This is a genomic window from Rathayibacter sp. AY1D5, from assembly GCF_002932515.1.
Lineage (GTDB): Bacteria > Actinomycetota > Actinomycetes > Actinomycetales > Microbacteriaceae > Rathayibacter.
Map to the genome: position 1 here is coordinate 1 of NZ_PSVU01000032.1, position 12,655 is coordinate 12,655.

The window sequence follows — 12,655 nt, forward strand, 5'->3', positions numbered from 1 at the left end:
CGGTGTGTGCCAGCGCCCACCCGTTGCGTGCCAGACCTGAGAGGTCGACGTCGCGCTCGGCGATCCGGCGCAACTGGCTCTGCATCCCGTCCTCGTTCGCGGCCGGGACGAAGGTGCTGACGGTGGTGATCTGCTGCATGTTCTTCCTCTTCCTCATCGTTTTTTTGCCGTGATTCTCAATCAGATTTGTCAAGCCAGCGGGGGTGGTCTGGCTCGCCTGTTCTTCGTTCTCTCCCAGCGTTTTTTTGCCTGGAAGGCACGTAGTGCCGAGCAGGGTCGGAGGTGGGAGCGCAACCCGGAGGGAGGCGGAGGAGAGGTTGTCGGCGCGATGGGAGGGAGCGCAGCGACCGCGTGTCGAGAACCTCGGAGGAGCCGGCCGCGCAGCGGCTTGCGTGGACGCCGGAGGCCCGTACGCTGCCGAAGGCTTCCAGGCAAAATGCGCGCAGCGCACAGCACCGCGTCGACCGGAGGTCGGCGTCCATGTCGGTGCCCGCATCCGAGATCGTCTGCGCACCAGGAACGTGCTGCTCGATCGGGCCGCACGTGCTGCCTTTGTATGCAGTGCGTACCGCTGAGAAGCCGCATATCTCCGCGGAGTAGGCCGGTTCCGCCGCGCCACGGGTGCGAGCATGACCGTAGGAGGCCGGGATGCGTGACGCGGTGATGGTCGTCGAAGACGACGTCGAGATGGGCGAGCTCATCAAGCGGGGTCTTACCGGCGACGGCTACGACGTCGCCCTGTTCTCGAACGGGGTCGACGCGCTGAACGCGGCGCGCGACGCGGACTACGCCGCCGCAGTTCTCGACGTGATGCTCCCCGGAATGAGCGGCTTCGAAATCTGCCGGCACCTGCGCGCGACCGGCGCCACGCTCCCGGTGATCATGCTCACCGCCCGCGACGCCCTGCAGGACCGCGTGTTCGGCCTCGACGCAGGCGCCGACGACTACCTCGCCAAGCCGTTCCACTTCGAGGAGCTCTCCGCTCGCCTACGAGCCATGATTCGCAGAGAGCACCTCACGAACCGGGCACCGGTCGTGCTGGGAAATCTGCGCGTCGACCCCTACGCGCACGCCGCGACGGTCGACGGCGCCGTCCTGCCTCTGAGCCCCAAGGAGTTCGGCGTCCTCCGCGCGCTCGCGGCGCGCGCCGGGGACTTCGTGCCGCGGGAGGAGATCCTGCTCGAGGTGTGGGGGTCGGCGGAGTTCGTGGACCACAACATCGCGGAGCAGTACATCAGCTACCTCCGCCGCAAGCTGGCCGCGGCCGGGGCGTCGGTCGAGATCCTCACCCGACGGGGTGCGGGCTATCGCCTCGGGGTGACGCCGTGAGCTGGCGGTCCCTGTCGATCCGGGTGCGGATCACGGTGTCGAGCCTGCTGGTCGCGATGCTGTTCTTCGGGATCGTCGCGGTCGTCGTGCGCGAGCAGCTCGATCACATCCTCGATGCCTCCACGATCGAGCTGGTCCGCTCGGGAGCGTCGCAGGCGCTGATCGAGGAGAGCCGCGACACCGCCGAGGCCGTCGTCGGCGGCGTCAGCACGACGCTCCTGATCGCCCTCGCGATCCTGTTCGTCGCGTTCGCTGTGACGTCCTGGGTCCTGGTCGGCCTCGCGCTGCGCCCCGTCGGCAGGATGCGCGCGATCGCCGACCGGCTGCGCCAGGGACGCTCCACCGAGCTGCTCCCGGTCGGGCCCGCCCGCGACGAGCTCTCCGACCTCGCCTCGACCCTGAACGCGCTGATCGCGGACCTGCGGGAGTCGGCGGACCGGGAGCGGCGGCTCGTCGCCGACGCGAGCCACGAGCTGCGCACCCCGCTCGCCGCGCTGCGCACCCGGCTCGAGCTCGCTGAGCGGGTCCGCGACGATCCGGCGGCTCTCTACGCCGATGTCGTCGACGCGCGCCGCTCGATCGACCGCCTGCAGTCCCTGACGGACGGGCTGCTGATCCTGTCGAGGATCGACGCGGGCATCGCTACCGGCGACGCCTCCTCGGCGGCTCTGCGGGAGGAGGTAGCCGACAGCGTCGACCGCGCCCGGATGCTCGCCCGCGAGCGGGACCTCGCGATCGACTTCGTCGCCCCCGCCTCGATCGTCGCCGCCCGGTACCCGATCTCCCCGACCGATTTCGGCCGGATCCTGGACAACCTGCTCGCGAACGGCGTCACTGCGACGCCCGACGGCGGCAGCGTCAGCGCGACCCTCGTCGAGCGCGCCGAAGAGATCGTCCTCTCCGTCGACGACGACGGCCCGGGCGTTCCTGACTAGTTCCTCGCGGTCGCGACTGACCGTTTCACCCGCCCGGATTCCGCCCGCTCCCGCGACGGCTGCGCCGGCCTCAGGCTCGCGATCGTCGCCGGTCTCAGCCGCGCCGCCGGCGGCGAGCTCCGACTCCGCAACCTCGCCCCCCACGGCCTCGGTGTCGACGTCCGCATCCCCGCGACGCAGCCCCACCCGACCTCTCGCAAGGAGAACCGATGATCGACCCCCAATCCCTCCTCGACGGCGCCGGCCCCTGGGCGATCGCCCTGGTCTGCCTGATCGCCTTCGTCGAGACGGGCCTGCTGATCGGGTTCTTCCTCCCCGGTGACACCCTCCTCTTCTTCACCGGTGTCTTCGTCGCGACCGGCGTGATCTCCCTGCCGGTGCCGCTGGTGATCCTGATGGTCGCCGCCGCCGCGTTCCTGGGCGACCAGCTCGGGTTCGTCATCGGCCGCCCGAGCGGGCCGCGGACCTTCGCGCGCAAGGACAGCGGGCTCTTCAGCCGCTCGCGCGCCCCCCGCACCCAGTCGTTCTTCGACCGGTTCGGCGGCTGGGCGGTCACCATCGCCCGCTTCGTGCCGGTCGTGCGCACCTTCGCCCCCGTCGCCGCGGGCGTCGGGAAGATGCACTACGGCCACTTCGTCGGCTTCAACGCACTCGGCGCCGCCGTCTGGTCCACCGGCGTGATCCTCCTCGGCTTCTTCCTCGGGCAGATCCCCGGCGTCGCGGACTTCGTGGGGAAGTACATCGACATCGTCCTCGTCGGCATCGTCGTTCTCAGCCTCGCCGGCATCGCCCTCACCTACTGGCGGCAGAAGAACCGCGCCGGACGCGACGCCTGAGCCCAGCGCTCAGGGGGTCGCCGTGACGGCCGCGCGCGGTCGGCGGAGCGCGATCACCGCGACCAGCAGCAGGAACACCGCGAGGGCCGCGAGCGTGACCGGGCCGGTGCCCAGGCCCAGGCCCTTCTGGGCGACGGGATCCGCGAGCCAGTCGCAGACCGAGGCGCCGAGGGGGCGAGTGACGACGTAGGCGATCCAGAACGCGAGGACCGCGTTCCGCCCCGTGAACCGGTGTGCGAGAGCGGGGATCGCGATGATCGCCGCGAACAGGACGGCGGAGGGCAGGTAGCCGAAGCCGAGGGTCGACGCGGTCAGGTCGCCCGCTGCGGTGCCGAGTGCGAACGTCCCCGAGACGGCGAGCCAGTAGAACGCGGCCCGGCGCGGCGTCGTGATCGAGTGGATCGACAGCGTCCGCTCCACCCGCCACCACACGGGGAAGACCGCCGCGAGAGCCACCGCGAACCCGAGGGTGGAGACGAGGTACGGGACACCGGCGACCACGTGCAGCACGTCGGCGGCCATCGTGCCGAAGACACTCACCATCAGCACCGCCAGCCAGTACACCCAGGGGACGTACCGGCGGGCTGCGAACTGCAGCGCCAGCGCGGCGAGGAACGCGAGCCCGGTCACTCCGACAACGATCACCGGGTCGACCGCGGTCGCGAGGAAGTCCGACGCCGTCTCGCCCATCCCCGTCGTCAGCACCTTGAGGACCCAGAACAGCGCCGTCGCCTCGGGCACCGTCGAGGCGGCGTAGCGGCCGGCGAGGAGGCGGGAGCGGATCCGAGGGAGCGGACGGCGGCGCTGATCGGTGAGATGCGTCATGCCGCCATGGTCGGGCAGTCTGCGGCACCCGGGGCTGGGGGCTTCGCCCGGTCCGTTGAACAATCGCACAGCGACCCGCTCACCGACAGCGCCGCCCGCTGCCTTCCGCCCACATCTGGTAGCACGGTGCACGGAGAAGCGCCGCCAACGGAACGACGGTGATGCAGCACGTTCGGTGTGCAGCCTGACCGCGAGCGGCGCCCAGACGATCAACGCCACCCCGGCGCCCAGGAGCAGCCCGCCGACGGTGTCGGAGATCCAGTGCGCACCGAGGTAGGTGCGGCTGAGCATCATCGCCACCGTGTAAAGGGCTCCGGCGATGCGGACCCACCACAGCGGGAAGACGATCGCGAGGACCATCGCGGTCGTGGCGGCGTTCGCGCTGTGGCCGGAGGGGAACGAGCCGAAGTCGGCGTTCACGAGGATCTCCAGCGGCCGCGGACGACCGACAGCGTTCTTGAGGATCTGCACCAGCAGCCCGCTCAGCGGCGCGGCGATCGCGAAGTACGTCGCCGCCCACCGACCCCGCCAGACCAGCAGCCCCACGAACACGACGAGCGGAATCACGATCGTGCCGACGATCCCGCCGCCGAGGCTGTTCATCACCAGCGACGGCACCAACCAGAACGTCGACCGGTGCTCGATGATCTCGTTCATCCACGCGGTGTCGAACCCGAACGGCTTGTCGTGCTCCCGGTAGAAGATCAGCGCGGCCAGAAGTCACGTGAGCAGCACCGCGAGGCCCGCCGAGATCAGCGGCCAGCGTCGCGCCGCCCGATAGGCGATCGCACCATCGGCCGGGGGTCCGCTGTTCGGCATCAGTGCCGTCCTCCTCGCTCGGCGCGCAGCACGCCGGAGGAGTCCACGCTACGAATGCGCGGGCTCCGGGTGCGGAGGATTCCCCCGCATCCGTTGTGAAAGCACAGAACCTGAGCCCATCGGCTCGGTACCGACCTGGTCGAACCGCGGAGCTTCGGGTCGTTGTGAGCAAACACAACGCAGCACGGCGCATCCCGAGCCGCCGCCCACGTCCCGGCTGGGACTCTGCGGGCATGGACATCTCAACGACGGCAGCACCGTCCCGCGGCCGGCGGCTGCTCAGCAAGGTCCCCGAGGTCACGATCTGGTTCTGGATAATCAAGATCCTCTGCACCACGGTCGGTGAGAGCTTCGCCGACTGGATCAACATGGTCCTCGGCGTCGGCCTCATCGCGACGGCTGTGATCTTCATCATCGTCACCGCGGTCGTGCTCGCCGTGCAGATGCGGCTGCGACGCTACGTGCCCGCCGCGTACTGGCTGACTGTCGTGGTGATGAGCGTCACCGGCACCCTGCTCACCGACATCCTCACCGACCAGCTCGGAGTGCCTCTCTGGGCCAGCTCCCTCGTCTTCTCGCTGCTGCTCGTGATCGTGTTCGGCGTCTGGTATTCGAAGGCGCGCACCCTCTCGATCCACAGCATCGACACCACCCCGCGGGAGGCGTTCTATTGGGTCACCGTCCTGGTCACCTTCGCGCTCGGCACCGCCCTCGGCGACTGGACTCTCGAGCTCACCGGCTGGGGCCCTGGCGTCTCGATCCTCCTGCCCCTCGCCCTGATCGCCATCGTCACGGGCCTCTGGCGCTACGGGGCGAACCCCGTCCTCGCGTTCTGGATCGCCTACATCCTCACTCGCCCCCTCGGCGCCAACATCGGCGACTGGCTCGGCCTCTCCCCCGACGAGCAGGGCCTCGGGCTCGGCACCTTCGTCACCAGCATCGTCTTCCTGCTCGCGATCCTCGCAACGGTCGTGTACCTCTCCCTCAGCAAGGCCGACGTCGACAAGGGCGCGGCCGAGCACCACACCCCGCCCGTCGCTAGGGAGCGACGCTCGCTCGTCGCGTTCGCGGTCCTCGCCGTCGCTGTCGTCGGTCTGCTCGCCTTCACGAACAGCCAGCCGCACACCACTCCGGCACCGGAAGGCGCAGCCCCGGCCTGCGATGCGTCGGGAACGCTGTCCGCAGCTGACGCGAAGGCATCCGTTCAGACCGACTTCCCCTCCGCCGACGTGCAGAACTTCCAGACGATCACCGCCGACACCCTCGCCCTCGTCACCAGCGGCGATCAGGCCGGCGCGAAAGCCCGCGCCACCGACCTCGAGACCGCCTGGGACGACGCGGAGCCCGCACTGAGCGCCGCGAACTGCCAGACGTGGACCTACGTCGACCAGCAGATCGACCCCGTTCTCTCCTCCGTCCGCGCCGGCAGCCCCGACCCGGCCGCCGAGACGACGAGCATCCGGACACTGCTGACCACCCTGACCGGGAAGTAGAGAGGTCGGAGCGAGAGACCTCCTCTTCCACGAACCGCCCCCGGTGCCCCGCTTCCCTCCCTGGGACGCTGGAACGCCGTGGGCGTTCTGCGTCCAGCCGGTCGACGCCCTTCCTCCTCGGACACCGAAGTGTCGAGGCCGGCTCTATACCGTTACCACGACAACGACCGGACGAGGAGCACTCCGGCGCAGTAGCTGCGCACCGAAGAGCGTCCCGACCACGACGAGGTACCCGAGCCAGGCGGCGAAGCGGGCGGCGCTGGGATCGGGCGCGACGTTGAAGATTCCTGCCAGGACGACCCCGTACCAGCTCGTCGGCGGGATGAGCGACGACATGTCGAACAGCGCATTCCCCTCTCCGGGGATGAGGCCGGCCTCCTGGAAATCGTGCACGGCGTAGCCGAGCACGCCCGCCGCGACGATCACCAGGAACCATCCAGTCCATGCGAAGAAGCGGCCCAGATCGATCCGGACGAAGCCGAGCGACAGGACGACGGCGAGGACCGCCGCCGTGAGCATACCGAGGACCGCGCCCCACGCCGCGGCTCCAGCGTCTTGATTCGAGGACACGGCCGCCCACAGGAAGAGTGCCGTCTCGACGCCCTCGCGCGCGACGCTCACGAAGCCGAGGACCGCGACCCCGAGAGCACCGCCCGCGATCGCTACTCGTCCCTCGAGATCGCCCTTCAGGGTGCGGGCGTTGCGCGCCATCCAGAAGATCATCCATGTCACCAAAGCCACCGACAGGACCGACAGCGTCCCACCGAGGATCTCCTTCGCCTGAAAACTGAGACCGTACGGACCCCACGTCAGCGCCGCGCCAACTCCGAGCGAGACGGCGATCGCGAAAGCGACGCCGAGCCACAATGCAGGGATCAGGTGCCGGCGGCCGGTTTTCGTCAGCGCGGCGATCAGGATGCCGGCAACGATGCCCGCTTCGAGGCCCTCCCGAAGAGCGATCAGATAATTCGAAAGCACGCAGCATCACCTTTCACCGGAAGTTTGGTGAGGCTTACCTTAGAAATTGACGCTGCCATTGAAGCTGGCTCGCCGCCGTGAACCGCTGTACATCCACACAACGGCTTTCGACCTGTTTTCGCCTCGAATTCCTTGCATCTCACCGATGTTCGCGTCGGTTTCGTGCATCGACGGCATAGCGCACCGCGCGTCGTTGCGGCGTCAGCGTGGAGAACCACCCGGCGCGACGACCGGGGGCTTGAGCGGAGGCAAGGCCCGCAGCTTCAGTGATGCGGAACCGGAGGGGTCTGTGGGTGGAGGGCTGTAACGGGTCTGGTCACGGAACATCGCCCAGATCACGTTGATTCGTCGCCGAGCGAGAGCGATCAGTGCTTGCTTGTGAGACTTGCCTTCCTGTCGCTTGCGTTCGTAGAACGAGCGAGAGACTGGGCAGTTTCTCGAGGCTATGAATGCCGCCTGGAAGCAGGCGTTCAGCAGACGTCGGTCGTAGCGGCGGGGCCGGTGGTGGTTGCCGGAGATCTTCCCGGAGTCACGAGGCACAGGAGCGAGGCCCGCGAAGCTGGCCAGGCGGTCGGGCGTCTCGAACGCGGCGAGGTCGGCGCCGGTCGCGGCGAGGAAGTCTGCTGCAAGCCTTCGGCCGAATCCAGGAGTCGAAACCAAGAGCTCCGCAGAAGGACTGCCCTGAAGCACGGCATCCATTTCCGCCTCGAGGTCGGCCAGCTCGTCCCGGATGCGCAGCAGGTCGTGCGCAGACCGGCTCACCAGCCGAGCCGCAGCCGCCTCCCCAGTCACGGTCGAGGTCTGCTCGCGCGCGGCATCGACCGCGACTTTGGCCACCGCCGTGGACTTCCAGCAGCCCTGCCCCTTCAACCATGCCGCCAACCTGCTCTCCCCCATCCGCCGGATCGCTCCAGGCGTCGCGTACCGGGTGAGCAGTACCAGCGGTCCCCTGGTCGTCGCGTAGTTGAATGCTCCCTCCAGCGACGGGAAGTAGTGGACCAGGATGGCGCGCAGCCGGTTCACGGCGCGGGTGCGGTCGGAATAGGATCCCCCGAAACCCTTCTATGAGTCAGAGTCAATTCAGGCGTAGCAGCGCCTGTCGCTGGCCGGACTAGCTCAAATTGTCCGGGCGCCCCGTAGCCGCCCATCGGGAGGCATTGGCCTGGTGGCGGTAGAGCGTCGCGCGACTCCACCCGACGAGCCGCGCGGCGTCCTCGGGGCAGTGCGGCCGCGAGCTCGCCCGTCGGCGGCGATCAACAGGCGACTCCGACACGATCCAGCACTCGGCACGCGCCGCACTGGAGCTGGTCGATGCTCCCCCTCGATTCCGGTTCCATCGGGACGTCGGCATCGTGCGCGCAGATCCCAAGACGCTGCGCCGCCTTCGTCGCTGGGCAAAGTAGGCCAAACCACTCGCACCAGCAGCAACAGCCCGTGGGACTCCCTTGAGCCGTACTCGCCTGGCCACGCCCATCCACGTTGACCAAAAAGAAAGAGGAGCGCTCGTGACTGACGACATCAGCTTGCTCTACGACGCCGAGACGGCTGACCGCGCCCTGCGAGCTTTCGTGGAGAAGATGGTCGGCTTCACGGGACTCGACATGTGGACCTTGTTCTGCAGTATGGAGCGCGACTCGAACGTCGAGGGCGTCCCCGACGACGTAGCGCTGTGGACCGACTGGATGTTCGAGCTGTGGACCGCGAGCGGCTTCACATACGACGCACCCGCAGCAGAATTCGTGAGCTTCGCGGCCCCACCGAGACGACAGGACGTCACGAACTCCTACTACCCCGTCACTGTGCAGGTTGGCGTCAGCGTGTACCCAGTCAAGATGATGCTCGGCACCGACTCGCTCTGGCCAGCCGAGGCGTCGTCTCGCTCCCGCCCCGGAGGGCGGACCGAGGGAGAGCACTTCGACCTCATCGTCCGAAATCTGCACCTCCTCCTGACCCGGAACCCCGACCTCGAGGACAAGCGCTCGATGCTCGGCCTCCTGTCCTCCTGGGACGTCCCCGGTGCCAGCACGCACCGCGGACCTACCCGGGTGAGGTAAGCCACTGGTGGGGAGTTCGGTTACGGGTCTCCCGACCCGGCCGCCGTGCTTACCCACAGACCTCTGGGGTGACACCAGCCCTCGGAACTGACCGGTTGACGATCGTGCACCGGACGGATTCGCTAGTGATCCTCGCTCGCCGGTCCTTCTGTGTCAGCGAGGAAGGTGGCGGCGAGTCGAAGGACCTTCTGGCGGTATCGCTCGCCGGCTCCGATGCCTCGTGCGTCGAGCTCGTCATCGACCTCGACAAGGGGCTGCGCAGCTGCCGGTCCTTCGTGGCCAATGCGGTCGTGCACCCAGGAGGAGAAGGAGCGGAGATCCCAGTCCCCGTCGAGCAACCGGAGGCATGCGACGCGCAGCGCGAGAAGCGGGATCTCTTCCCCGTCCCGATCTAGCGGTCGCGCGCCCGCCTCGATGAGTGCCGCGAAGCTGAGGTCGAAGACGTCGGCGGGAGTGGCGCTGGAGTAGAGAGACGCGAGTGCGACGAGGGACACGCCGTCACTCCCCGCTGCGAGAAGATCTGCCGCCAGAGCGATCACATCTCTGGGCTGGACCAGCCCGAAGAAGAGAGCGGCTGTCGCTTCGCGCAGGGTCGCGATCGAAGAGGCGTCACGGTCTTCTTTTGCGACCCGAATCCGGCCTCCTCCGACCAATTGATCACTGCGGCCCTGCCCTGCCGCCGCCGCAGCGGCATCAGCGCGACTCAACACATCGATCGGAACCGGTCGGTGACAAATCGGTCCGCTACTGAACCCATGCTCGAGCTCGTAGACGCACTCCGAGCACACGGGGCTGCCGACCAGGCCGGCGTCCGCGAGGTGCTCCACCCAGGGGTGCGAGCACTCACCACAAACCTCAGCGAGCAGAACCCGGAACCGGGCGCGGCGCGAACGGCGAGCGTCAGCTCGCCGGCGCCACTGCGAGAGGCCGACCATCACGTGAGCGTAGCGAGCGCGCCACCAAGCAATCGCGCGCTTCGCCTCATCCGCATCGCCTCTGGCGTCCCGTTTGGGGATTCCCATACGGACGGTAACTAAGGATCTATCCGGCGGTGATCAGCTCGCCGGGCGCACCGAGAGACGCGAGGTCGACATCGCCCTGTGACGTCAGGAGCTCTCCGCTGATCCCGTCGTAGACGGCGGTGAAGACGTCCACCCGATGGAGGTCGAAGCCATAGGGCACGTCTGTTCTCTCCGCGGGCGCGTGCACGGTCAGCGCCCAGACCGGCTCGTCCTGTGCGACCCAGTAGTGGTCCGCGAGAGCGGGGTCATAAGCGGCGAGCTCCTCGTACGTGGTTCCGACCGCGTAGATCGGGTACTGCTTCTTCTCCTCCGCACTGAGCGTCGAGAGCTGGACTCCGGTGCCGTTGGCCAGGTCGAGCGCCGGGTTCGTCAGCTGCTGGACGTCGATGATCGGCCCCTCAGAGGCGGCGGTGGCGATGGGGGTGCCCGGTGGGCCCTCCGTCGGGACGGTGGGTGTCAGGGACTCCGTCATCTCTGTTGGTTCGGCAGGCGTCTCGGTGGAGATGGGGGACGTGCTGGCGGTGGCGTCGATGGTGACGGGGCCGGAGCGGATGCGCATCGTCGTGGAGGTCTGGGTAAGGCTGACGTCCTCGGCGCCCAGCACGTCCATGAGCCACTGCTCTCGTTCGTCGGCGGCGTCGAGGCAGCCGACGTACGTCGTCGCGGGGCCTCCGGTGACCACCCATACGGAGGTCTGCAGGCCGGCGGACTGGAGGTCGTAGGTGAGCGTGTTGCAGGGACCGTCGACGCTGAGCTGCGACCGGCCGTCGGTGCCGGTGATGCGAAGGCTGACGGGGTGATCGAGCAGCCATCCGCCTGATCCTTGATCGCCGATGACAGCGGTGGTCTCGTAGACGGGCTTGGTCGCGTCTTCGGCGCTGAGCAGTTCACCCGGCAGCTGCGCCGTCGACGGCGACCCGGGGCTGCTGGCGCTCGTCGCGCATCCACTGGCGAGGAGCGCCGCGGAGAGGCAGAGGGTACTGAGGGCGAGGGTTCTCGTGCGTCTGAAGGTCACTGGTCGACTCCGGTCCGGGTCGTGGGCGGGTTGGTGCAGTCGACTGTGGTGGTCAGGTCCGTGAAGATGTCGATTCGGCCGCCCTCCTGGCACACCTGAGTTCCTGCGAGGGAGAACAGGGCGGCGTCCGTTCCGTCTCCGTTGGTGCCCGCGAGCGCAGCGCACGCCGCGGCGAGCGACGCAGTGGAGTGTTCTGCGGGTGTCTGGATCTCGCCCGACAGGGCAACGCCCTGTCCGTCCGGTTCCCAGCAGGTGACGGGCGCTGCGACCGGAGTGCCGCGCTCGGTCGTCACCGCCGTGAGGACTGCCGCGCTGAGGACGGCGCCGGCGATGCCGGCGAGCGTCACCGCCGCGGCCTGGCCGAGACGTCGGCGGCGGCGGATGCGGTGCGCGAGGCGTGCGCTGATGCGCTCGAGCTGCTCGTCGCTCAGGTCAGGATCGTCCATGGTCTTCTGTCCGTTCCGTCAGGGTTCTCGCCAGTGATGTCCGCACCCGCGAGAGGCGGTTGCGGACAGTCCCGTGGGACAGGCCGAGGGAGCGAGCGGCATCGCTGTAGCTGAGGTCGTCCTCGATGCACGCCGTCCAGATCGCCCGGTCCGTCGCGCTCATCTGCTCGACCAGACGCCGCACGTCGAGCAGCCGGTCGCTCGTCTCCGCGTCGACGCCGCGAGAGGCGGTGTCGTCGGAGAGGGGCAGGTCGCGTCGGCGCTGCTCGCGGCGGTTGGTCGAGAAGCTGAGGTTGCGTACCGTGACCAGCAGCCAGGGCAGCACCGACTCCCCCACGATGCGCACGCCCGAGCGGCGCTGCCAGAGCAGGAAGAAGCTCTCCTGCACGACGTCCTCGGCATGACCGGCGTCCGCGAGGAAGCTTCCCGCGGCCCGGTAGACCGCGCGGCCGTGCATCCGGAAGAGAGCATCCAGCGCCGAAGGGTCACCGCCGCGAAGACGATTTACCAGCGTCACCTCAGCAGCACCGACCATCCGACATCACCCCCTCAGTAGTGAATGCCCTCAGAGCACGGTTTCGTCTCAAACTTCACGAACGAACATCGCCGGTCCCGCAATGCGTCTGTGAACGAACGCCTTGCGGACGCTCTCGGTCGCGAGCCGGTAGCTCCTCGTGGTGAGAGCCGCATCACGCCTACTCTTCTCCCGTGGGCGGACTCGAGCTGGGCAGCCGTCGAGGCCGTTTCTCGCCCATTGAGGGGAGACGCCGTGGTTGAAGGTCTGGACAGTTGGGATCCGAGCGGGCTCTCGCCGGACCGGCAGACGCCACCCCGCCAACGACGGTCGGTGAGACTGTCGATCGCGCTGGGCGCTCTAGCCGTAGTGGCGGCCGCGGTTCTGTG

At 68.5% G+C, this 12,655-nt stretch carries 12 protein-coding genes; 5 read left to right on the plus strand and 7 right to left on the minus strand.

From position 1 onward, the window contains the following. Positions 1–648 precede the first annotated feature (648 nt). The 3 genes from C5C82_RS10885 to C5C82_RS10895 all read left to right on the plus strand — a co-directional run bounded on the left by C5C82_RS10885 (position 649) and on the right by C5C82_RS10895 (position 3,100). Complete coding sequence (locus tag C5C82_RS10885) at positions 649–1,329, plus strand: response regulator transcription factor (protein ID WP_104355061.1); 681 nt, start codon at positions 649–651, stop codon at positions 1,327–1,329. After that, positions 1,326–2,264: a HAMP domain-containing sensor histidine kinase gene (locus tag C5C82_RS10890; RefSeq protein WP_104355062.1), complete on the plus strand. Its 939-nt coding sequence runs from the start codon at positions 1,326–1,328 to the stop codon at positions 2,262–2,264. Before C5C82_RS10885 ends, C5C82_RS10890 begins: the two co-directional genes overlap by 4 nt. Before the next feature lie 209 nt (positions 2,265–2,473). Further along, positions 2,474–3,100 carry a DedA family protein gene (locus C5C82_RS10895; protein ID WP_104355063.1) on the plus strand — a complete coding sequence of 209 codons (627 nt, stop codon included), beginning with the start codon at positions 2,474–2,476 and terminating at the stop codon, positions 3,098–3,100. Positions 3,101–3,109: 9 nt separating this feature from the next. Here C5C82_RS10895 and C5C82_RS18065 read toward each other — a convergent pair whose 3' ends face one another. Beyond that, positions 3,110–4,582, minus strand: coding sequence for a phosphatase PAP2 family protein (locus C5C82_RS18065; RefSeq protein ID WP_104355064.1), 1,473 nt, complete (start codon positions 4,580–4,582; stop codon positions 3,110–3,112). Positions 4,583–4,977: 395 nt separating this feature from the next. Here C5C82_RS18065 and C5C82_RS10905 point away from each other — a divergent pair, with 395 nt between their 5' ends. Continuing rightward, positions 4,978–6,237 carry a hypothetical protein gene (locus C5C82_RS10905; protein ID WP_104355065.1) on the plus strand — a complete coding sequence of 420 codons (1,260 nt, stop codon included), beginning with the start codon at positions 4,978–4,980 and terminating at the stop codon, positions 6,235–6,237. A gap of 144 nt (positions 6,238–6,381) precedes the next feature. Here C5C82_RS10905 and efeU read toward each other — a convergent pair whose 3' ends face one another. Then, positions 6,382–7,215, minus strand: a complete 834-nt coding sequence (gene efeU / locus C5C82_RS10910; RefSeq protein WP_104355066.1) for an iron uptake transporter permease EfeU — start codon at positions 7,213–7,215, stop codon at positions 6,382–6,384. A 201-nt stretch (positions 7,216–7,416) separates the two neighbouring features. Beyond that, positions 7,417–8,238 carry a transposase gene (locus tag C5C82_RS10915; protein WP_104355067.1) on the minus strand — a complete coding sequence of 274 codons (822 nt, stop codon included), beginning with the start codon at positions 8,236–8,238 and terminating at the stop codon, positions 7,417–7,419. A 482-nt stretch (positions 8,239–8,720) separates the two neighbouring features. On the opposite strand from C5C82_RS10915, the gene C5C82_RS10920 reads away from it, so the two are divergent. After that, positions 8,721–9,269, plus strand: a complete 549-nt coding sequence (locus C5C82_RS10920; RefSeq protein WP_104355068.1) for a hypothetical protein — start codon at positions 8,721–8,723, stop codon at positions 9,267–9,269. Positions 9,270–9,391: 122 nt separating this feature from the next. On the opposite strand, the gene C5C82_RS10925 is transcribed toward C5C82_RS10920, so the two are convergent. From C5C82_RS10925 to C5C82_RS10940, 4 genes are all read right to left on the minus strand, one after another. Further along, positions 9,392–10,204 carry a hypothetical protein gene (locus C5C82_RS10925; protein WP_146082074.1) on the minus strand — a complete coding sequence of 271 codons (813 nt, stop codon included), beginning with the start codon at positions 10,202–10,204 and terminating at the stop codon, positions 9,392–9,394. A gap of 106 nt (positions 10,205–10,310) precedes the next feature. After that, positions 10,311–11,306 carry a hypothetical protein gene (locus tag C5C82_RS10930; RefSeq protein ID WP_104355070.1) on the minus strand — a complete coding sequence of 332 codons (996 nt, stop codon included), beginning with the start codon at positions 11,304–11,306 and terminating at the stop codon, positions 10,311–10,313. Then, positions 11,303–11,752: a hypothetical protein gene (locus C5C82_RS10935; RefSeq protein WP_104355071.1), complete on the minus strand. Its 450-nt coding sequence runs from the start codon at positions 11,750–11,752 to the stop codon at positions 11,303–11,305. Before C5C82_RS10935 ends, C5C82_RS10930 begins: the two co-directional genes overlap by 4 nt. After that, complete coding sequence (locus C5C82_RS10940) at positions 11,739–12,287, minus strand: RNA polymerase sigma factor (RefSeq protein WP_104355072.1); 549 nt, start codon at positions 12,285–12,287, stop codon at positions 11,739–11,741. Before C5C82_RS10940 ends, C5C82_RS10935 begins: the two co-directional genes overlap by 14 nt. Between the last annotated feature and the right edge of the window lie 368 nt (positions 12,288–12,655).

Bases quoted from the DNA above. Each gene is read 5' to 3' on its own strand.
- C5C82_RS10885 (WP_104355061.1), top strand. From the start codon at position 649: ATGCGTGACGCGGTGATGGTCGTCGAAGACGACGTCGAGATGGGCGAG.
- C5C82_RS10895 (WP_104355063.1), top strand. From the start codon at position 2,474: ATGATCGACCCCCAATCCCTCCTCGACGGCGCCGGCCCCTGGGCGATC.
- C5C82_RS18065 (WP_104355064.1), bottom strand. From the start codon at position 4,582: ATGAACGAGATCATCGAGCACCGGTCGACGTTCTGGTTGGTGCCGTCG.
- C5C82_RS10905 (WP_104355065.1), top strand. From the start codon at position 4,978: ATGGACATCTCAACGACGGCAGCACCGTCCCGCGGCCGGCGGCTGCTC.
- C5C82_RS10925 (WP_146082074.1), bottom strand. From the start codon at position 10,204: ATGGTCGGCCTCTCGCAGTGGCGCCGGCGAGCTGACGCTCGCCGTTCG.
- C5C82_RS10935 (WP_104355071.1), bottom strand. From the start codon at position 11,752: ATGGACGATCCTGACCTGAGCGACGAGCAGCTCGAGCGCATCAGCGCA.
- C5C82_RS10940 (WP_104355072.1), bottom strand. From the start codon at position 12,287: ATGGTCGGTGCTGCTGAGGTGACGCTGGTAAATCGTCTTCGCGGCGGT.